Annotated in this window: 21 protein-coding genes and 2 riboswitches; of the genes, 7 read left to right on the forward strand and 14 right to left on the reverse strand. The window is 52.8% G+C overall.

Going from position 1 to position 21089, the window contains the following annotated elements:
* Positions 1–5 precede the first annotated feature (5 nt).
* Complete coding sequence (locus DEP07_RS13580) at positions 6–1535, forward strand: aldehyde dehydrogenase family protein (RefSeq protein WP_429827490.1); 1530 nt, start codon at positions 6–8, stop codon at positions 1533–1535.
* Positions 1536–1550: 15 nt separating this feature from the next.
* Here the strand turns inward: DEP07_RS13580 and DEP07_RS13585 are convergent, their stop codons facing one another.
* The 8 genes from DEP07_RS13585 to DEP07_RS13620 all read right to left on the reverse strand — a co-directional run bounded on the left by DEP07_RS13585 (position 1551) and on the right by DEP07_RS13620 (position 10234).
* The gene (locus tag DEP07_RS13585) at positions 1551–2672 is read right to left on the reverse strand and encodes a Ger(x)C family spore germination protein (RefSeq protein ID WP_274874335.1); all 1122 of its coding nucleotides are present in this window, start codon (positions 2670–2672) and stop codon (positions 1551–1553) included.
* A complete protein-coding gene (locus tag DEP07_RS13590; protein ID WP_287102607.1) occupies positions 2669–3757 on the reverse strand; it encodes a GerAB/ArcD/ProY family transporter in 1089 nt (362 codons plus the stop codon). The genes DEP07_RS13585 and DEP07_RS13590 overlap by 4 nt, the downstream gene beginning before the upstream one ends.
* A 4-nt stretch (positions 3758–3761) precedes the next feature.
* Positions 3762–5261: a spore germination protein gene (locus tag DEP07_RS13595; RefSeq protein ID WP_274874337.1), complete on the reverse strand. Its 1500-nt coding sequence runs from the start codon at positions 5259–5261 to the stop codon at positions 3762–3764.
* Between the two features lie 142 nt (positions 5262–5403).
* Positions 5404–5868, reverse strand: a complete 465-nt coding sequence (gene ribH, locus DEP07_RS13600) for a 6,7-dimethyl-8-ribityllumazine synthase (RefSeq protein WP_122964489.1) — start codon at positions 5866–5868, stop codon at positions 5404–5406.
* A 20-nt stretch (positions 5869–5888) separates the two neighbouring features.
* Positions 5889–7082 carry a bifunctional 3,4-dihydroxy-2-butanone-4-phosphate synthase/GTP cyclohydrolase II gene (locus DEP07_RS13605; protein ID WP_280648566.1) on the reverse strand — a complete coding sequence of 398 codons (1194 nt, stop codon included), beginning with the start codon at positions 7080–7082 and terminating at the stop codon, positions 5889–5891.
* Between the two features lie 17 nt (positions 7083–7099).
* On the reverse strand, positions 7100–7762 hold the full coding sequence (locus DEP07_RS13610; RefSeq protein ID WP_287102608.1) for a riboflavin synthase: 663 nt from the start codon (positions 7760–7762) through the stop codon (positions 7100–7102).
* Positions 7763–7859: 97 nt separating this feature from the next.
* A complete protein-coding gene (gene ribD, locus DEP07_RS13615; RefSeq protein WP_287102609.1) occupies positions 7860–8957 on the reverse strand; it encodes a bifunctional diaminohydroxyphosphoribosylaminopyrimidine deaminase/5-amino-6-(5-phosphoribosylamino)uracil reductase RibD in 1098 nt (365 codons plus the stop codon).
* Positions 8958–9086: 129 nt separating this feature from the next.
* A riboswitch (FMN riboswitch) is annotated at positions 9087–9234 on the reverse strand.
* 113 nt (positions 9235–9347) lie between these two features.
* Positions 9348–9494: riboswitch (FMN riboswitch) on the reverse strand.
* A gap of 89 nt (positions 9495–9583) precedes the next feature.
* Entirely contained in the window at positions 9584–10234 is a 651-nt protein-coding gene (locus DEP07_RS13620) for an HAD family hydrolase (RefSeq protein ID WP_122964485.1), read from the reverse strand.
* A 112-nt stretch (positions 10235–10346) separates the two neighbouring features.
* Here DEP07_RS13620 and DEP07_RS13625 point away from each other — a divergent pair, with 112 nt between their 5' ends.
* On the forward strand, positions 10347–10481 hold the full coding sequence (locus tag DEP07_RS13625; RefSeq protein WP_256436777.1) for a hypothetical protein: 135 nt from the start codon (positions 10347–10349) through the stop codon (positions 10479–10481).
* Between the two features lie 98 nt (positions 10482–10579).
* Here DEP07_RS13625 and yunB read toward each other — a convergent pair whose 3' ends face one another.
* Entirely contained in the window at positions 10580–11305 is a 726-nt protein-coding gene (gene yunB / locus DEP07_RS13630; RefSeq protein WP_122964484.1) for a sporulation protein YunB, read from the reverse strand.
* 45 nt (positions 11306–11350) lie between these two features.
* Positions 11351–12535, reverse strand: a complete 1185-nt coding sequence (locus DEP07_RS13635; RefSeq protein ID WP_173596736.1) for an MFS transporter — start codon at positions 12533–12535, stop codon at positions 11351–11353.
* 334 nt (positions 12536–12869) lie between these two features.
* On the opposite strand from DEP07_RS13635, the gene DEP07_RS13640 reads away from it, so the two are divergent.
* A complete protein-coding gene (locus tag DEP07_RS13640; RefSeq protein WP_173596735.1) occupies positions 12870–13349 on the forward strand; it encodes a cysteine dioxygenase in 480 nt (159 codons plus the stop codon).
* Between the two features lie 64 nt (positions 13350–13413).
* On the opposite strand, the gene DEP07_RS13645 is transcribed toward DEP07_RS13640, so the two are convergent.
* Positions 13414–14730 (reverse strand): globin-coupled sensor protein, encoded by a 1317-nt coding sequence (locus DEP07_RS13645; protein WP_122964481.1) that lies wholly within the window; start codon positions 14728–14730, stop codon positions 13414–13416.
* 181 nt (positions 14731–14911) lie between these two features.
* A complete protein-coding gene (locus DEP07_RS13650) occupies positions 14912–15700 on the reverse strand; it encodes a hypothetical protein (protein ID WP_280648568.1) in 789 nt (262 codons plus the stop codon).
* Between the two features lie 216 nt (positions 15701–15916).
* On the opposite strand from DEP07_RS13650, the gene DEP07_RS13655 reads away from it, so the two are divergent.
* The gene (locus DEP07_RS13655) at positions 15917–16102 is read left to right on the forward strand and encodes a hypothetical protein (protein WP_141254221.1); all 186 of its coding nucleotides are present in this window, start codon (positions 15917–15919) and stop codon (positions 16100–16102) included.
* Entirely contained in the window at positions 16056–16991 is a 936-nt protein-coding gene (gene corA / locus DEP07_RS13660; protein WP_122964480.1) for a magnesium/cobalt transporter CorA, read from the forward strand. The genes DEP07_RS13655 and corA overlap by 47 nt, the downstream gene beginning before the upstream one ends.
* A 9-nt stretch (positions 16992–17000) precedes the next feature.
* Here the strand turns inward: corA and DEP07_RS13665 are convergent, their stop codons facing one another.
* Positions 17001–18095: an HD-GYP domain-containing protein gene (locus tag DEP07_RS13665; protein WP_122964479.1), complete on the reverse strand. Its 1095-nt coding sequence runs from the start codon at positions 18093–18095 to the stop codon at positions 17001–17003.
* Positions 18096–19042: 947 nt separating this feature from the next.
* Positions 19043–19954: a LysR family transcriptional regulator gene (locus DEP07_RS13670; protein WP_173599641.1), complete on the reverse strand. Its 912-nt coding sequence runs from the start codon at positions 19952–19954 to the stop codon at positions 19043–19045.
* 208 nt (positions 19955–20162) lie between these two features.
* Here DEP07_RS13670 and DEP07_RS13675 point away from each other — a divergent pair, with 208 nt between their 5' ends.
* On the forward strand, positions 20163–20627 hold the full coding sequence (locus DEP07_RS13675; protein ID WP_287102610.1) for a DinB family protein: 465 nt from the start codon (positions 20163–20165) through the stop codon (positions 20625–20627).
* A gap of 58 nt (positions 20628–20685) precedes the next feature.
* Positions 20686–21075 (forward strand): nuclear transport factor 2 family protein, encoded by a 390-nt coding sequence (locus DEP07_RS13680; protein ID WP_370641083.1) that lies wholly within the window; start codon positions 20686–20688, stop codon positions 21073–21075.
* The last annotated feature ends 14 nt before the right edge of the window (positions 21076–21089 follow it).

Genomic DNA, 21089 nt, shown 5'->3' on the forward strand with positions numbered 1-21089 from the left:
CCATGATGTCCGTCCTCTCTTTGCGCAATCCTGCGACTGGCGAAGTTTTTGGTTCGGTAACGGAGGCCAGCCCGGCCGAGGTTGATGCCGCCGTAGCAAAAGCACGGCGCGCCTTTGCTGCCTGGTCCGCTACATCCCTCGCTGAGCGGCTGCGCTATCTCGCTTCCCTGCGTCACTATCTCGTCGAGCACGGCGAGGAGCTGGCGCAAAAAATCAGCCAGGCAACGGGAAAAGTAACGCTTGAGGCGTACATGACCGAGATTTTTGTCACCGCTGATACGATCCGTTTTTACGAAAAGCACGCACAGCAAATGCTGTCTCCCCAGCCTGTTCCCACCCCGCTCGTGCTCTGGCCGAAAAAATCGTACATCCACTACAAGCCGATGGGCGTTGTCGCGGTCATCTCGCCGTGGAACTATCCGTTTCAGCTTGCCATCATTCCGATGCTGTCCGCGCTTGTCGCCGGAAATACCGTCATTCTCAAGCCGTCGGAAGTCACGCCGTCCACTGGCCTGTTGATCGAAGAACTGTTCGAGATTGTCGGACTGCCTGAAGGCGTCGTCACTGTCCTGCACGGCGGGTGGGAGGTCGGCAGTCGGCTTGTATCCGCCCGGCCTGACAAAATCTTTTTCACAGGTTCGGTCGCCACTGGCAAAAAAATCATGGCAGCCGCAGCGGAGCATTTGATCCCCGTAGAATTGGAATTGGGCGGAAAAGACCCGATGATCGTTTTCGACGATGCCCATCTGGAGCGCGCCGCAAACGGAGCCGTCTGGGGTGCTTTCACCAACTCCGGTCAAGTATGCATGTCCGTCGAGCGCCTGTATGTCCACGAGCGCGTGTATTCCGAATTTTTGCGCTTGGTCACCGAAAAAACAAAAGCGCTGCGCCAAGGCTTTCCCGAGCAGGCAGAAGTCGGTTCGATGACGTCGCCGCAGCAAATCGGGATCGTCCGCGCGCACATCGACGACGCGCTCGCCGCGGGAGCCACAGCTGTCACTGGCGGAGCGATCCAAACGGACAGCATGTTCCTTGCCCCGACCATCCTGACAGGCGTCACACCGGAAATGAAAATCATGCGCGAAGAGACATTCGGCCCTGTCCTGCCGATCGTCACCTTTTCCGATGAAGCAGAAGTCATCCGTCTGGTCAATGAATCGCCCTACGGCTTGAATGCCTCTGTCTGGTCAGCCGACAAAGCAAAAGCGCAGCGCGTGGCGGAAAAGCTGTTGAGCGGAAACGTGTGCATCAACGACGTCATCATCAGCTATGCCAATCCGCACCTCCCTTTTGGCGGGGTCAAGGATAGCGGCATCGGCCGTTACCGCGGCCCGGTTGGACTGCAAGCTTTCACCCACAGCATCTCGATCATTCACGATCCCGGCTCGAAAAAGCGCGAGTTCAACTGGTATCCGTACACGCCAGACCAGCAGCTGATGTTTTCCGGGCTGACCCATCTGCTCTACGGAAAAAGGCCAAAATGGAATCTTCCCACGCTGAAAGCCATCTGGCGGGAGCTGAAACGACTGCGTTAGCAAGCCTGCTCCCCCTTATTTGATGGTTCCGTAGCCGAGAATGTCCAGTTTGACCTTGATGTTGAGATCGGCCTTCTTGTAGAGGGCCAATCCTTTTTCCCGCGTCCATTTCCCATGGTATTTCTGCCGGAGGCTTTCCTCCAAGCCAGCCGGATCGACGCCCCATTTTTGATAGTTTTTCAGCATGGTTTTCGTTTCACTTTGAATCCGCTTTTCCATTTGTTTGACCAGCTTGGTGATCTGCGGACGCTTATCCAAGTTTTTCTTTCCATCATAGCCGACGACCACGCCGCGCAGTTCCAGGTCGATATGAATGACCGGCTTTTTCGTATTGCCATTGCTCCGCACTTTTGATTTCGACCAGACGAAGTCGAAAATGATCTCTTCCATGTCGGCGTTCTCCTCCGCAGCGTCCGGGCCGCCAAACCCGAACTTGACGCGGGGGAGCCGCTTGCGTCCCAACAAGCATTGCACCAGCTTCCCTTCGCGCTGCGAGTACAGGCCAATCATCTTGTCCTTTCGCAATAACGCAACTTGGGCAATCTCGATGCTCCCGTCTTGCTTGACCAAATACGGCAAATTCGGATCGCCTATATTGCTGGTCATCATGAAGACAAAATCGTGAATCGTGGAAAAAGACGAAAACGCCGTCTCCACTCTCGGACGCAGCAAGTCGTTCAAATACGTGTTGATTTCCGGCTTGTTCTTGTACTTCCCTCTGATGACATCCTCTACTTTGCCTTTGACGATGGCGATAAACACGTTTTCGCCCACAATCGGATTCCGGTACAAATCGAGCACGACTTTGCCAATCCCGCTTTTTCGGGCAAGTTCCTCGCTGAACAAAATGACGCGCAGCTGCGATAAAGTAATCGTCCGCTCCACTTTGGGAGCCAACGCCAGCATCGCTTCACTGGTCATCGAAGCCTGGGTCGCATAAATTTGCGTCGTTTCCTTGCCTTTTGCCGGAACCGGAATGGAGACCAGCACCTTCATTTGCGTATCATCGACATAGTCGAACCCCATCACGCCGATCATCGCCATGTCTTCAAGCGCCGGACGTTCATATTCGGCGGCACAGCCCGCAAGCGTGCAGGAAAGGAGTGCGATCAAAAAGAGCCAGCTGCCCCATCTCATGACACCTTCTCCCCCTTTCCTCGCCGCAAAGCGTGCAGCATCAGCAAAAAGATCGGCCACAAGATCAAGCCGTACGCGAAGTAAACAGTCAGCTGGTCATACAGGTAGCGTTGCGCTTCCACGGACAGAGGGCCGTGAATCATAAAGTAAGAAATCGCGGACGGCAACAAGAGATGCCATAAGCGACGTTTCCCCGCCAATTGTTCCATCCCCGTACGCGCCATCCACAAGTACGCGGTCGACGTGCTGAGAATGAGAAATACCCACAGACCGATTCCCAAATTTTCTACCCGCTCCAAAAAGGACAGCTCGACAGCCTTGAACAGATTCAAAATCGGGTAGACGAGATTCGCCACCTGCCATTCGGAAAAATACGCCACACTCGTGAGCAGCACCAACACGTAGAAGAAAACGACCGTCCATACGCCGATCAACACATGGCGCCGCGCTCTGTTCTTTTCGATGATAAACGGGTAGTAAATCAACAAAATTTCGTACCCCAGCATACTGCCTGAGGATTGGTTAAGCGCATCAAGCACACTGGCCAGATCGGTATTGAAAAGCGGAAAAATATGCGACAGCCCGCCTTTTTGAAAACCGTAATGCAGCAACACCAGCATCCACCCCGTAAAAAACAGGGCCAGCAGGCAAAACCTCGCTACGAGCTTGATTCCGCCGTTCGTAATGTACATCATGACGAGTGTCAAACCAAGCAACGGCATGGTGATCGTCTGGTTGTTGAGCATCGAGGTTTGCAAAAGCCGGACGTATCCTTCATTCGCTGTCGATGTGTTCAGGATGGCGTAGACGATGACCAGGACGTTCAGGCAGCTACCCAGCCACTTCCCCAGCAACTTTTCATGAATCCCGAACAGCGTATCTCCCGGGTAGCGGCTGCACAGCGCGATCATCGGAAAGACCGTCAGCGTCACAATGATTCCGAGCAAAATCGGCGCCATCCACAAGTTATAGCCCATTTTGCTGGCAAAATGAGAAAGCGACAGCAGGTTGACGCCGACCATTGAATTGATGATCAGCCCGATTACATGGATCGGATTCAGGCTGTGAATCTTTCCTCTGTCCATCTATCTACTCCTCACCAACGGGCCGCGCCTGTTTGCGTTTTGCTCTGGACATGCGGTTGCGATAGACGATGAACTTCATCGGCGCGCGCACCAGGCCATTAAACAAATCCGTCCACTGGCGCGGCACACCCGGAGCCATGTAAGGAGTGCCCAAAGAGGTCAGGTTGAGCAAATGCGCAAACAAAAAAGCAAGCATCAGCATCTGACCGTACATCCCCATCATGCCTGCCATCAAAATAAAACCGTAACGAACGAGACGAATCGCGTTGCTCATCAAAAAATTGGGCGGAACAAACGAAAGCAGGGCCGAGACGGAGACGAGAACAATCAAGATGTTGCTGGCCAATCCCGCTTGAACGGACGCTGTTCCGATGACAATCCCGCCCACGATCCCGATCGTCTGACCGATTTTCGTCGGCATGCGTATCCCGGCTTCACGCAAAATCTCGATAACCAGCTCGATGAAGATCACCTCGATGACCGGAGGAAAAGGCACCTGGCTGCGCGATTCAGACAAAATCGTCAGCAAGGCGGGAGGGAGCATTTCCGGGTGAAAAGTCAGGACGGATACGTAGCTGGAAGTAAGCAAAATTGTCACAAACAGCCCGAAAAAGCGGATCATTCGCAGCAAGCTCGCCGTTGACCAGCGATTGTAGAAGTCCTCGGGGCTGCTGAACATCTCCAGAAAAGAGGCCGGGCAGATCACTGCTTCAGGGCTTCCGTTCAGCATAATGATGATTCTGCCATCCAGCAGTGCCGCTGCCACATTGTCTGGGCGACTGGTCAGCCCGAACTGGGGAAACGGCGAGTACGGCTTGTCTTCGAGCATTTGTTTCAAGACAGGCAATCCGACGAAGCCTTGATACTCGACGTTTTGGATGCGTGTCTTCACGCGTTCGACGTTGATCTCGTTCGCGATATTTTCCAGGTACAGGACCGCTACCCGGTTTTGCGTCTCTGTGCCGATCGTGTAGGCGACAATTTTCAGGTTGGGCGTCGTCAATCTGCGGCGCAAGAGCGACAGGTTGATCTCCAGCATCTCCACAAACGAATCCTGCGGGCCGAGAACCGTCGCCTCGCTCTCCGACTTGGTAATCGCACGATGCTCGACCTGAAACGTATTGACGTGCAAAATAAGCTCCCGTTCCAGAAAAAACAGGATCGTATGGCCGCGCAGCAAATTGGCAAGCAGCAAGTCCAGGTTGCCTTCGCGACACGGCTGCGCGTAAGGAAGCACGGTCAACGGATCTCTGCCGTCCGAGCGCTGCAACGGCAAAAACACGTTTTCATACAACTGCGCCAGTTCCACCATCGTATCTAGAAAAAAAACGTGAACCTCTTCGTCATTGATCGTCAAAGCCAGGCTGCTGAGGTCATCCACGTTGTGCATTTGCTGTTTGATCATTTCCGGCGTGATTCGCTCGCCACGCGAAGGCGACGCGCCACCGCTCTTGGCTTGTGCCACTTTGAATACTTGCGCTCTCCACCAATCTGTCGGCTCCATCTTGAATCCCCCGATCTACAGGAAAATCCTTCTTACTTTGACCGATAGGTGGTGATTTTATCCATCCATAGGCGTTTTTATCCATGCAAAAACGGGAGCCTCAGCCCCCGCTTCTCGCCTTCTCATGCTATACTGTTCTCGTTTAGGCAAACTGCTTCGACAGATTCGCCATTTCAATCGCAGCCGCAGCGGCCTCCCAGCCTTTGTTGCCTGCTTTCGTTCCAGCACGCTCAATCGCTTGCTCAATATTGTCTGTCGTCAGCACGCCGAAAATAACCGGAATCCCTGTGGACAGCGACAAGGAAGCAACTCCTTTGGCCGCTTCGTTGCACACGTAATCAAAGTGCGGAGTTGCGCCGCGAATCACGGCGCCCAGCGTCACTACCGCGTCGTAACGGCCGGATTCCGCCATTTTTTTGGCAATCAGCGGAATTTCAAATGCGCCTGGCACCCATGCCACATCGACGTTTTCCTCTTCCACACCGTGGCGCTTCAAAGCATCGAGAGCGCCGCCAACCAGCTTGCTGACGATCAGTTCGTTAAATCGCCCTGCTACAATCCCTACGCGCAGTCCTGTCCCTACCAGATGTCCTTCAAATGTTCTCATTCCGTTCACTCTCCTTTGCATTATAGGTGGAGCAAGTGCCCCAGCTTCGTTTGCTTGGTTGTCAAATATCGCTGATTGTGCGGTTGCACCTGCATTTGCAACGGCACTCTTTCTTCTACTTTCAGCCCGTAGCCGTCCAGCCCGCGAATTTTGCGAGGATTGTTGGTCAAAAGGCGCATCCTGCGCACTCCGAGGTCGCGAAGAATTTGCGCACCAATCCCGTACTCTCGCAAATCGGCCGCAAAGCCCAGCTTTTCGTTTGCTTCCACCGTATCAAGCCCTTCCTCCTGGAGCTTGTACGCCTTGAGCTTGTTAATCAGCCCGATGCCGCGTCCTTCTTGGCGCATGTACAAAAGAATGCCCGCGCCCTCCGCCTCGATTTGCGCAAGCGCAGCATGCAGTTGCGGCCCGCAGTCGCATCGCTCGGAGCCAAAAATATCCCCGGTCAGGCATTCGGAGTGCACCCGGACGAGAACCGGCTTGTCCGAGTCGATCTCGCCCTTGATGAGCGCTACGTGTTCTTTGCCATCTACTTCGTTCGTATAGGCCGCGATCCGAAAATCGCCGAAGCTCGTCGGGAGATTCACTTCGATTTCTTTGTGCACATGCGATTCCGTGCGCATCCGATACGCGATCAAATCGGCAATCGTGATCAGCTTCAGCTCAAACCGCCGCGCAATCTCTACCAACTGCGGCAACCGGGCCATCGAGCCGTCTTCATTCATAATCTCGCAAATCACGCCTGCCGCAGCACTGCCAGCCATCTCCGCGAGATCGACGGCCGCCTCCGTGTGACCAGCCCGGCGCAACACGCCGCCCGCTTTTGCTATCAACGGAAAAATATGCCCCGGCTTGCGGAAATCTTCGGCTGTCTTCTGCTCATCCAGCATCGCCAGCACTGTCTGCGAACGCTCATGGGCTGAGATTCCTGTATGCGTGCTCGCCTCATCAATCGAGACGGTAAAAGCCGTCCCTTGCTTGTCTGTGTTGTCTTCGACCATCGGAGCAAGCTTCAATCTGGCCGCGCGCTCTTGCGTAATCGGCACGCAGACCAGCCCGCGCCCATGCGTTGCCATGAAGTTGATCATCTCCGGTGTCGCCGCTTCCGCCAGGCAGACGAAATCCCCTTCGTTTTCCCGATCTTCGTCATCCACTACGATAATCGCTTTCCCTTGGCGCAAATCTTCCAATGCCTCTTCTATCTGATGAAACATGGGACTTCCCTCCTCGTTCAGACAAATCCATTTTCCTGCAAAAAAGCCATGCTGATCGTCGAGCCTGCCGCTTGCCCGCTCCTTTGCTGGCCGCGATCTCCCAAAAGCCGCTCTACATACTTGCCGATGACGTCTGTCTCCAGATTCACCTGATCGCCTGCACGCCGATCCTGCAAGCTGGTCTGCGCCAGCGTGTGCGGGATGATCGACACGCTGAAATGCGTATCCGCAGCTTCCACCACAGTGAGACTGATGCCATCCACGCAAATCGAGCCGCGCTCGATGACGTATTTCAACAGCTCCGCGCTCGCTTCGATCTTAAACAGCACAGCGTTGGCGTGCGGCTGTCGCGACACGATCGTGCCTGTCCCGTCCACGTGCCCGGAGACGATATGCCCGCCAAAACGGTCGCCCAAGCGCATCGCCCGCTCCAGGTTGACTCGCTGGCCCGCTCGCAGATGGCGCAGGCTCGTCTTTTTCATCGTTTCCGGCATGACGTCGACCTGAAAATGCCGCTGCGTAAACGAAGTAACCGTCAGGCAAATCCCGTTGACTGCGATGCTGTCGCCCAGCTGCACACCTTCGAGCACCCGCTGCGCCCGGATCACGAGCTGACTCGCCTGATCGTTGCCCGTGAGCGATTCCACCGTGCCCAGCTCTTCTACCAGTCCGGTAAACATCGGCTTTCCTCCTCTTTTTACACGGTTTATAACACCGGAAAGCAGCCATCGGCCTCGGTGAAACAAAGCCGTCTGTCTCCGATTCGCTTTTTTGTCCTCACTCCCACTGTGGATAGCCGCTGATCCGCAAGTCCAGCTCATCCAGTTGCTCAACGGTCGGATTCGCCAGCTTGACCGCCTGATCCATCGTGGAAAAGCCTTGTCCTCCAAACGGTGTCGGCGCCTGGCCACCGCCAATCATTTTCAGCGACACGTAGCTGATCACTTTTTGAATCGCCCGCGCCTGCAAAAACGCTCCGTTGACCGCGGCCCCGCCTTCGACGAGAAGCGAAGTGATTCCCCATTCGCCCAGCGTGTCCAGCACCTCGTCCACCCTAATCTGCTCATCTGCCACGAACAGCCGGATACCTTTTTCCGCAAAAGCCTCCTGCTTCGCTTGCGCCGCAGCTTTCGTCGTAAAAATCCAGGTGGGCGCATCCGTATTTTGAATCACGTTGGCCCCGAGCGGCGTGCGCAGCTGACTGTCCCAGATGATACGCACAGGCTGTCGCCCATGCGCTTGCCCGTCCAGTCTCGCCGTCAAAAGCGGATCGTCCGCAAGCACCGTGCCTACTCCGACCAGGATCGCGTCGTGCTGTCTGCGCAGCTCGTGCACTTCCCCCCGCGCCCGCGCACCCGTTATCCAGCGGCTGTGCCCGCTTTCGGTAGCGATCTTGCCATCCAGCGTGCTCGCTGTTTTGATCGTCACAAACGGACGCCGCGTCTTGATAAAGTGGAAAAAGACTTCATTCAGCTTTTTCGCTTCCGCTTCATGCACGCCGACAACCACTTCCACGCCTGCTGCCCGCAGCTTCTCCGCGCCTTTTCCCGCGACGAGCGGATTCGGGTCCAGCGTGGCGATCACGGCACGCCGGATGCCAGCCGCGATCACCGCCTCGGCGCACGGAGGCGTTTTGCCGTGATGACTGCACGGCTCCAATGTGACATACAGCGTAGCGCCAGCCGCTTTTTGCCCTGCCATCCGCAGAGCGTGCACTTCTGCATGAGGTTCGCCTGCACGCAAATGCGCTCCCATGCCTACTACCTCTCCGTTGTTTACCAGGACTGCACCGACGAGCGGATTGGGGCTCGTCTGACCGTTTGCCGAGCGCGCCAAATCCAGTGCCAGTGCCATGAACCGCATGTCCTGCTCCATGTAAACCTCCTCTTTCATGCACGGATTCCAGCCAATGCAAAAAGCCCTCGAAACCACTAGCGGCTCAGGGCATAAGGAAAGAAGCCTTATCGCATCCGTTTTTTGCAAAAGGGATGCCAAAAAGCATGGTCAGCTCTTCTTCCATCCGGACTTTACCGTCGGCTCTGGATTTGCACCAGATCAGTCGCTAAACCGTAACGATCAGCGAGTCGCGGGCTTTAGACGTACATACGTCATTACCGCCGGTCGGGAATTTCACCCTGCCCTGAAGATTTTGCGCTATGCAGTTTTCCAATAAAAAACGCCCACGAGCAAACGATACTCAGGGCGTAGGGAAAAAAGCCTCGTGACAGTTCTGTTTTTGAAAAAACAGCCGCCGAAGCTATTGTAAGACACCTTCTCCCATCCGGACTTTACCGTCGGCCTTGGATTTGCACCAAGTCAGTCGCTATCCATACAGCAATAGCGAGTCGCGGGCTCAGACGTGCGTTCGTCATTACCGCCGGTCGGGAATTTCACCCTACCCTGAAGGCTGGTATTCAGTTAGGCACAGTATAGCACACATTTCTCGTCAACTGTCACTTTTTTAGGTGGAAGTGTCCTTTTCCTGCTCTCCGCGAGCGCGGCTACAAAATGTCCAGCAGCTCGCGCAAGTCCGTGATGTACGCTCGCGGCGACACTTCGTTGCGCTCCATGTCCGCCCGCTCTCCCTGATACGCGATAAACGCCACTTCCCCGCCGTGCGCCGCTTTTCCGTCAATCCAGGAATCTCCGACCATCGTCCACGCCGTAGCAGACCAGTTGGGGTATTGGGCGCGGATGTAGTGAATCCCGGACGGATGCGGTTTGAGTGTCGTCATCTGCTCGCGCGCGACAATCTCCTGGAAACAATCGGCGATTCCCGTATGATTCAGCGCTTCCTCGGCGGCTGCGTAGGCATTGTTGGTCAAAATGAACAAATGATACCGTTCCTTTAGGTGGGCGAGCACTTCCTTGACGTGGTCTTCCAGGACAGCCTCGTGCATCCCTGCTTTTTCAATCGCGGTCACGGCTTCCCACATCGTTTGCTCAAGCTGACTCGTCATCCGGCCCGACTTTCTGCCCATTTCGATCAATTGCGAAGCGGTGTGGCTGCGCCAGTCAAAAGTCGGCTCGCACAGCCCGTGCTCAGCCCATAAGGTAAAAATGGCCTGCTTCATTTCCAAAAAGTTGATTTTGGATTGCAGCAACGTATTGTCCATATCGAAAATGATGCCTTTTATCGACGCTCTGGTCATTGTCGGATCTCTCCCCCTTTTGCCAATGATTATTTGGTCAAGTATACCAAATTAAGAACGTTCGACTAGATACGAAAACGGGAATCAGGACTTTTTCCAATCGCAAAAGCTCGTGAACGACGCCCAGACGATCGACGATAAAAACATCATCATCCAGGGACAGGACCAGGAGAAAAACACCTCATGGAGCATGATCGGCGGCACGCTCAGCAGCCAGGAGGGCGTGATTGAGCTGACCGTCACCTGAGGTGAGCCGTAGATTTCCCCGACACCTTTTCACGGAACGAAAAAAGCGACAGCCCGCTGCTGCCGCTTTTTTGTTGTTCCCGCCATTCGCCAAGTCCGCTATGGCGCATCGTCTGCCCCTTCCATTTGCGCCCGGGGCACATCCGGCTTGCCCTCCGGATTGTTGTACAAATACTGCGGCACATCCCCGATAATCAGTGAATGCGTGATCGGGATTTTCGTGGTGATCGTCTGCTCCTCGGTGGCAAACGGGATGACAATCTGCAAATCGACCTCCACGAAAATGTAGACGGTTGCGAGCACCATGTTGATGCCCGCCTCCTTCAACTCTGTCTCCAGCTTTGTTTTCACAGAGCCGATCGGTACAAAAGTGACAGGCAAATTCGGTCCCATCTGCGCCAAAAACGTATTTCCTGTCGCCAAGCCAAGCGGAATGGTGCGATCGACTTTTTCCGTCTCAAATTCCTGAAGCTTGTTCTGCACTCGTGAAGTTGTCTCGCCGACAATTCTCGCGTATTCCCTAAAGTTAAACTGGTACGCCTGAATCTGCCCTTCGTTGTTCTTCTCGATCTTGACGATCTGGTTGAAATCGACGCCCTGCTGGGAAATTCGTTTGGTGACTGCGTCCGTAATCGCTTCTTTTGCCAATTGCTCTGCTTTTTGGGTTGCTAGGATCAAGAGCGTCGGTTCCAGCCGTTGCTGCAAAAAGACGAGTGACTGAATCGACAAAACCACAAAAATAACCAGCGCAATCAAAAACGCTTTCGTTCGAGAAAGCGGGTTCCTCCAACGCCGACGGGGTCGAAATATGGCCAATCCCGTCACCTCCCAATTGGTACATCCTATGGTAGGAGAAGGGAAAAAAGACTATCAGCGACGAGAGTCGGCAACACCCCCGCTTTTCTGCACGTACACGCCCAGTCCGACGAGCGCAAAAATCAGCAGCACCTGTGCACAGACAACCAATCCGAACAAGCCGCACGCCGCCGTTAACAGCGGTGCGCCAAGAAAACCGATAAAAAAGCCGCTGCGGCCGAGAAAGCCCTGCACCCCGAGCACCTTGCCGCGCACTTCATTTTTGGCCAGCTGCAAAAGCGTGCCCTCGTACACCTGTGCCGCCCCGCTCAAAAGCCCGGCGCATCCGAGCAACAACAGCACCCCCGCCGTCCAATCGGCAGCAAACGCCGCCACGACCAGCAGCGCCATCAGCCCGTATGCGCCAAGCAAGCCACGCCAAAAATCAACGGAAAAACGGACGGCGAAGTAAGCGCCAACCAGCCCGCCTGCGCTCATCGCGGACCACATCAGCCCGTGCAGGGTAGCATCGCCACGGCTTAGCCCATCGGCCAAAAACGGCAAGCCGTAGTTGTGCGCGGCCGTACTGATCGCCAGCGGCGCAGCCAGCAGACTGACCGCGAGCAGCACGGGCGCTCCTTGCAAATATACGAAAGCTGCGCGCATCCCGCCGCTTGCCGTTTCTTTCCCTTCGGCTTTTTCCGCCTTGTCCGGCGTAGCTCTGCTCTCCCAGCGCATCCGCGTCAAAATTGCTGCCGAAAACAAAAAGCTCGCAGCGTCTGCTCCAATGACGAGTGCATAGCCGACATGATCGGTTAACAAGCCGCCCAAAAGGAAGCCGACAATGCCGACAAACGATTCCAGCCTCACCTTGAGACTGTTCACCCAAGCCAATTTTTCCGGTCCAAACATCTGCGGCAATGACGCCTGGAAGCTGATCGCAAACAGCGTGTACAGCATCCCTTTGAGAAAAGCCGCCGCGACGACAACGTATGGATGCGGAATGAGCAAAATCGCCAGCAAAGCCAGCCCCGCTCCGATGTCGCTTGCGATCATCGCCTGTCTTCTGTCCATCCGGTCTGCCAATATGCCAGCAAACGGGCTGAACAGCATTCCGCCCACCTGTCTGGCGACAAAAAAAGCCATCAGCCAAAACGCGCTATGTTCAAACGTAAAAATCAAGGCGCTGCACGCGATCAAGTCCATTCGCGATCCGAGCGAGGACAGCGCATTGACGTACAAATACTTTTTCATGTTCATGTGTACCAAACCTCCTGTTGATCACAGGCGGTTCAGACTGACGCCCCCATCTACGGGGTGCGTACACTGATTATGGCAGTTGACATGCGCATGCCTCCTCGTGTGTAAGTGTGTAAAATCATGACTCGTTTTTGTTCTGTCACTTTCGACGGGGGCCGTTCCTTAACCGTCTATGTGCGGCAACTCATGCCGTACTCCCATCATAACGAGACGCTCCTATCTTGTCATGAAAAACGGGAAAACCTTTGCAAAAAAATGGCGCTTCTCCTACGTCAGACTGCATCTGTCTTTCATATGGTAAGGGGGAAGATCTTTTTTGCCCTGGAGGTTTGTCATGAATCTGGAACGATTGGAACGTGCCTTTGGCTCCCTTGTTTGCCCCAGTCCTACCGAATTGAGGCAGGCTGTCGCTTCACTCGCGCTCTGCCCAGACGATATCGCGTCACTCGTTCCCCAACCGGAACAGCTTCCATATGGCCGCAAAATTTTGTATCTCACGCCTCACGTAGAGGTCGTTCTCATCCATCTTCCTGCCAGGCAGGAGTCCATCCCGCACAACCATGGCGACTCGTTTGGCTGGGAGTGGGTCATATCCGGCACGCTCACCAATGTCGTCTACCTCCCGGCTGACCGCGAAGACGAAGTTTTTCGGGCACAAACGACCCATGTCAGCGCAGGAGATTGCTATTACGTCGCTCCCGGCGAGATTCACGCCATTCGCAACAACACAGACGGACCTGTCCTCTCGCTCAATGTGTATACGCCCCCGCTGCAAAACTCCCGTCAGTACCGCGCCGTCCAATCCCCCACGTAGGATTGGAAAAGTTACAAAAAAACCAGTACACCGCCAAAAGAGCGGTCGTACTGGTTTTTCGCGTCTACAAATTTTCCGTAATCTCGGACAGCTCATCAGCAGAGCTGGCTACTTGCGCCACTGCCTGGTTCATGTCTTCCATGACTTTGAAGAAGTTTTCCAGTTCTTTTTGAATGTGCGTGCTTTGCTCCTTGCTGTCTGCTACAGCGCCGATAATTCCTTCGAAAAACGCGTTCGTCTCATCCGTCATTTTGCTGCTCGACTGAACAAGCCCTTGAATTTCCAGAACGACCGAAGACAGCACTGTTGTTTGCTGGTTCGTTTTCTCAATCAGCTCCCGCACGCCGAAGACAGACTTCTTCGTCTGCTCCGCCAGCTTGCGCACCTCGTCAGCCACGACCGCAAAGCCTCGTCCCTGTTCGCCCGCTCTCGCCGCCTCAATCGCAGCGTTTAGGGCAAGCAGATTCGTCTGCTCGGCTATCGCCGTTACCACATCGACGATCCCGCGAATTTTTTCGGCATTGTCCTCCAGCGTGTTCATTTCCCCGGAGATTTGCCTCACGCTTTGCTGAATCAATCCCATCTGTTCTTGCTGCTTTTCCAGCTTTTCCTTGCCCTCCCGGGACAGCTCCTGCGCCTTGCTGGAAAATCCGGTGCCGTTTTCGGCATAGCGCAGCATCTCACGCGACTGCTCCGTCAACTGCTCGACGGACGCGCTGTTTTCTTCCGATACCGCTGCCAGCTCATGGGCGGAATTGGTCAGCATGATCCGCAGCTCATCTTTTTTGTCCTGCTCGGCACGCCGAACACGCTCATGCTCGTTCTCGTACTCTTCCAGCACAATTTGCTGCTCGATGTTGAGAATTTTGGTCACCGCCGTAAGGGCCACCATCAGCTCGTTCTTGTCGGCAATATGCTTGTTCAAGATGTCCATAATCGAAACGAGCAGATTTTGGAACGCGCTCATGTACCATTTCGGTTCCAGTCCGATTCGCATATGTATGATGGCAATCTTGCTGCGCTGCTCGATGTAAGCAGCATCTATACAGCCATTGAACATTTCGGTGATGTGCCGGGTCAGTGTCCCTTTCAGTCTTTGAATCGTGCTGTTCTTGTCCACAATGTCCATGAGCAATGGCTCAGTTTCGATATTCGAATAAAAGAAATCTACAATTTTGTCAATATTTTGAATGATGAGCGGTTGAAGCGCTTTGACGATCGACAAGTCCTCCTCTGTCAGATGAATCAGAGCCAGTTGCCTGGAGAGGGTGTTTTGTCCTTGAAGCTTTACCTTCCCTTGTTCCTTGTGATCCTGGAAAAACGACTCCTTTTTGGCTTTTCCTTTTAATCCAAACAGGCTGGAAAATGGACATGTACTCATACGCCGAACTCCTTTTGACCGATTAAAAAATGGCTGGAATTACCATATTAGGTAGAGTAAACGAATTATTTCCAATTGGCATATCCTTTCAATTATATACCCGTTTGATCTAGAGTGTAAACCAAATGAGCAAGAAAAGAGGGCAACCGCGCTTCCGAACGGGAAGTCGGCGCCCTCATTTTTACATCTCTGCTTTCTTCACTTCCGCTTTTTGCAGCTTCCAGCTCGTCTTGTCCCATTTCCAAAGCGACTCGACGTAGGCAATCGTGTCAGCATTCGCGACACCGCTCACCCGCTGCACACCTTTCAGCTCGCAGACGCCATCGCGGTTTTCGTCGACAGGCGCAAGCACGCTGAAACTGTTCGGCATCACGTCTGTGGGCGTCACCAGCTTGCCGTTTTTGTAAACGCCGTTTTCTTCGTATATTTTTTTGCGATCGGACAAATCGAGAACCGTGGTCTGATTCGTCTCTTTGATCAAAATCGGAACCTTGTAGTTGTCCTGATACGAGCCGGAAATCGTCAAAGGCTGCGGCACGGGCAGCACAACAGGCTTGTTGTCCTTGTTGCTGAACAAATAAAAGTCGGACGTTCCCCCGCTTCCGCCCGTAGGCGCTTGCACCAAAATTTGTTTGGTGCCGTTTCCGATAAAATCGCAAAAGGCCATGTCCGGCTGATAACCGCCGTACGCCGTCGTGAAAAAGGTCGTCTTTTTCGCGACCGGATCTTGGACCATGACCTTCAGCTTTTCAAAATACGGGCTGTCCGCAGCAAAGCGTTGACCGAGCAGCGTCACGACATCCGGCTTTCCGTCTCCGGTCACGTCCTGTCTTTTGATCTGGATTTCCTCAAAAACGCCTGGTTGCTGCTGAGGCTGGCGCACTTCCTCTGCCAGAGCAGGCCCCCCTCCTCCCGCGATCAATACACAGGCCAAAATGACTGCCCAGCCAAATCGTTTTCTTTTTTCCATATCCATCCACCTTTGCTTTTTTGAACCTTAGGCGTAGTATGCAAAAAAAGCTGTGCTGCCATGCCTTTTTGTTGCGCGCATCGGCTGGTCAAAATGGCTAGATGAATTTATGGAAAGTGCGGTACACTATTCCAAGAATGTTGACCGTTTAGGCAAGCAGACGAGCATGTTTTCATACGTATGAGAATGACAGTCCAATCAGGAGGCGATGCAAGCGTGAGTACGCCAGAAAAACGGCGGGTCGCACAGGCTCCGCCCAGCCGCGAAGCGCTGCGCACGGCTTATGAGCTGATTCTCACACGGATTTTGCCGCGTCTGCCGCCGACCTCTCAATCTACTGGCAGGAGATGCGAACATGAAGATACGACTGATCGAAAACGGGATCATCACGCAGATCGATGACATAGAGGACGCTACCCAAGCACCCGGACAAGGCTTTTTTTGGATTGACGCTTCTCCGTTTGATCTGGATATTTTACAGCCGCTGTACGATCTCCACCCTCTGGCAATCGAGGACTGTATCGACGAAGAAGAACAGCGGCCCAAGCTGCAAATTTACGACGATCATTATTTTCTCGTGCTAAACGGCATTGCTTTTCACAACCAGGATATTTTTTTGCGCGAGATCAATATTTTTTTCGGCAGTCATGCGATTATTACGGTAACGAAGCAGGAAGCTCCCGAATTTGCCTCCATGCTTCCGATTATCAGGGAAAAAGAAGTGAATCACCCGGACACGTTTTTGTATCACCTGATTGACCAAATTGTCGATCGTTATTTTGATGTGACGGAAAAAATCGAGGACTTGATTGAAGCGCTGGAAGAGGAAATATTGATGAAGACGCGCAAATCGCACCTGGAACAGATCATCGGGCTGCGAAGCGAGATTTTGTACGCGCGAAAAATGCTGTTGCCGCAGCGCGATTTGATTGACGCTCTGCACAAAAAAGAACTCCCGCTGATTCGTCCGAAGCTGCGGAAGTTCTTTGGCGATATTTGGGAGGACGCGAGTAAAATCGTGGAAAACTTCGAGACATTCCGCGACCTCATCGGGAACTTGCGCGAAGCTTATCAGGCGGCCCTCGCCGGACGGGCAAACGACATCATGCGCGTGTTTACGGCTTTGACCACCATTTTCATGCCGCTCACGATCGTGACGGGCATTTACGGCATGAACTTCGACTTCATGCCAGAGCTGCATTCGCCCTACGGCTATTACGTCGTGCTCGGGTGCATGGCGCTCATCGGGCTGACGATGTTCATCCTGTTCAAGAAAAAAGAGTGGCTGTAAACGAACAGGCTAGACGAGATCACCGCAGGCGACGATCATCAGCGAAAGTATTTTAGACAAGTCGCACTCATACGGCTGTGCCAGCTCCTGCCCATCTTCATCGACCAAAATGCGAATGAGCGGGCGGCTTGGCATGCCTTTGTTGAAATCAATCACGATGCCTGACACCCCTGTATTGAGCGTGACGCTCAACCCGACCGGGTACAGAGCGATGGTGTCGCGCAGCGCTTCTACATAAAACTGGTCAAACAGTCTTCCCGAGCCGGAATAGAGCACTTCCATCGCTTCGTGGGGCAGCATTCCCCGGCGATAGATGCGATCGGAAGTCAAGGCGTCGAATACATCCGCTACCGCCATCAGGCGACCGAACGGGTGAATTTGATCTTGCTTCAGATGGCGCGGATATCCGGACCCGTCCCAGCGCTCGTGGTGCTGAAAAGCGCAGTGGGCAGCAAGCAACGGGATGTCGTCTTGCCTGCGCAGCATTTCAAAACCGATTTCGGTATGTTTTTTCATCACTTCAAACTCTTCTGGCGTCAGGCGGCCCGGCTTTTTCAAAATCGTGTCCGGAATTTGCACTTTCCCGATATCGTGAAGCATGCCGCCAATAGACACATCGAGAATCTCCCGCTCTGTACAGCCTGTATTAATCGCCAGAGCCGTACTGTAGAGGGCGACGTTAAAGGAATGGCTGAAAATATAATTATCGAAGGCGCAGGCATCCGCCAACAGGTTGATCGCCGATTTGCTGCCTTTCAGCTCGTCGGCTACCGCAGCCATGACCTGTCTGAGCTGACGGCCCAGGTTCTTGTCCGTGAACAGCTGCTGCCATTTTTGCGGTACCTCCTGGACACTGCGAAACGTATCGTGAATAATGGACATCGCCTGTCTGCGCGTGCCCTCGGAAATGACTGTATCCACCATGATATCGTCCGTGCGTTCATCTTGTATGTACAGGCTGTTGATGTTCTTGCTCATGAGGCGTCCGATCATTCGCTGGGTCAGTTCAACTCCCGCCCCAACGAGTACCGTTCCGTTTTCTGCATAGATGGAACGGGCAAGCTTGTCGCCCGGCTGGCATTTTTGAATGGATTTCAGTCTCATTTCCAACCTTCGCCTTTCATCAGAGTATCCCTATTATAGCGTGATTCGACGTAATTCTACATGAAAAATTTTCAAGTCTTTCAATTAGACATATGGACGGGAGACACAGGTGAAATAGCTTGGAAGAAGCTGCGGTATGTTTTTAGGTTATCGGTACTTCCGGGGGGAATTTTGAGGAAAATGCGGAATGACAGAAAGCTTGCTTGGGGTGACGCTTGGGAGATTGCGTTATCGGTAGGTACTTTTTGCTGTGGCAGGGAAAGATTGAATGCAGGAAGCTTGTTTGGGTGACGCTTTGTAGAACGCGTCATCGGTAGGTACTTTTGCTGCGGCGAAGAAAGATTGAATGCAGGAAGCTTGCTTGGGCTGACCCTTTGTAGTCCGCTTCATCGGTACTTTAGGCGGGGCGAGGCAAGGGCTGGTGAGTTGGACGTAAGTAACAAAAAGACATGAAAACATGATGAAGTTTTTTCATGAAGTCAATTGCTGAATGCACCTCATCCATGCAAAAGATCGTTCATTAGCCGCACTGGATTTCCCCCAGATCATCCCTCAAAAATCCCAATCCGACCAAAGCCTAACGTTGACCAAGGAAACAGGAGAAACTAGCGGCAGAGCTTTCGGACTCCTACCCAGTCGGAGCAAAAAAAGGAAAACACGCCTTTAAGCAGCAACTTGATTTCGCTTCCATAAGCCATCTGCTTTTGTCGCGGTTTTCCTTTTTTACTGGCCGGAGACGGACTTTCCAAACTTCCCGCAAGATGCCAGTTGTTCTGAGAAAATAAAGTTTTCAACTGAAAATGATCAACACCTAATTTAAGAAAACTATATAAATGAAAGCCTCAAACATATTGTGTACATCTAATATGTTTGAGGCTTTATGTGTTGGATTGGGCATTTATTTTGTATAGAAACGCTTTTTAGGAATCTAATGCTGTCAACTACGTTCAGCCTAACGATCGGTTGCTGTTTTCCATGACTCTCTGAATATAAGACTCCAGTACCTCGATGAACAATTTGGCCGCTTTCCCCATAAACCTGTCCGCATGGTAGATGATACAAATATCCTGGCTTGGCGTAGGATTCAAAAGGGTGACGGCGGTGATCGTATCGCGATTGAGATTGTCCACTAACAAGCGGGGAAGAATGCAAGCTCCTACGCCTTGCTCGACCAAGGATAGCAATGTCGAAAGGGTGGAAGTTACAATCGGGCTATCGATCTTGATCCCCTTTTGCTGGCAGCAGGCATTAATGACCTTTGAAATTTGATGTTCCGAACCGAACATGACCAGCTTCATATTCTGCAATTGCTCGAAGGGAATGGCTTTCGCTTTCGCAGCGGGGTGATCCGAGCGTAGTGCCAAGACGAACTCCTCATGGAACAGCGGTATAACGGTGATACGATCATCAGGTTTGTCAGGAGTTGTGGTAACGCCAAGATCCCGGATACCGTCGACAACCTGTTCGTACACATCTGTCGACTCCGTGACTTTAATCGACAACTTCGGGTACGAGCGATGAAAGTCGATAAGAAGGGCGTCAAACAAAAGGTCTCCGTCACCAGGAAGAATCCCGATATCCAGCTTGCCACCATCTACCTTCTTTAAGTCCGCAATGGCCCCCTGAATGTAGTCAATGCGTTCGAAGATGATCTTGCTCTGCTCCAAAAGGATTTGCCCCGCATCAGTTAAAGCAATCCGTCTCCCAATGCGATCAAATAGCGGAAGTCCCAGTTCATTTTCCAAAAACTTAATTTGTTGACTGAGGTTCGACTGAGTCGTACAGAGATTTTCTGCCGCTTTGGAGAAGTGCATCTCCTTGCAGATGGCAGCAAAATACTGGAGTTGTCTAAGTTCCATACCGTCATGCCCCTTTTCCATTTTTTGCACGTCTTAGAAGCGAATGACTCCTTTACAGTATACCCACTATATGGATGATTTGCACGAATCGGTAATCGATCGATTAGTGAGACCGATCAATTGCATCGGAATCGTGTGATTGTTGCGTATTCAGGGGAGAGCTACACTTGCATTAAGAGAGCAGCAACAAAAAAGGAGGCATGATCTTATGAGTCAAACCATTATCCACACTGCTAACGTACTTCGTCAGGTTGTCATTGGTCAGGTTCAAGCCATTTCCGAGGAGCAGTTCGACATACAACCGATGGGCTTCCACAACACAATCCGCTGGAATGTCGGTCACATCATCTTTTGGATGGATCGGTACTCCACGCTCTGTTTCGATTCTCCATCCTTGATTCCGGATCAGTATGAAGCGCTGTTTACGTCCGGTACGAAGCCAGCTTCATGGACGATAGCTCCCCCGAGCAAGGAAGAATTGCTTCAATTGCTGACGATGCAGCTTTCCCGGCTATCCGAGCTGACGCCTGAGCTGCTCGATGCACCATTGAAATCGCCGTATGTCATGGGGCCATTCCAATTCGATACCGCAGGCGAGCTGTTCAACTTTGCTCTGGTCCACGAAGGGATTCACCTTGGTACAGTTTCAAGCCAGCTTAAGCTTATAAAATGAAGCCCTGCATCTAGATGCATAAAGCGATGGATCACACAATGAAATGAGGAGGCTTGTTATGACGAAAATCCATGAAGTATTTGCTGCTTTTAGGCGTGCTTTCGAAACAGGGAATACAAGCGATTTCCTGAAAAAGGTTACGGATGATTTTCATTTCTTCGTTCCGCTGCCGCTGGAAGGCTGGAATCAGAAGCAGCAAGGCCAAGAGCGGTTCGAGGAATTAATCAGGTTTGAGCGCTCGGTATTTCAGATGAGCCTCACACCGCTGATCGAGCTAGAGAATGAGAGCTACGGGATGGTCGTATTTCGCTCGGAAGGATTGCTGTACGGCAGGCCTTTCCAAAATGAGCTTTCGGTCGTCTTCGAGTTTGAGAAGGATCGGGTCCGCTCCTTCCGAGAATACGTAGGAATGCCGTTAAAAAATTACGAGGCACCGATGGTTGATTAATCTAACGAGAGCGA

The organism is Brevibacillus sp. (assembly GCF_003521185.1).
In the GTDB taxonomy this organism is placed as follows: Bacteria; Bacillota; Bacilli; order Brevibacillales; family Brevibacillaceae; genus Brevibacillus; species Brevibacillus parabrevis.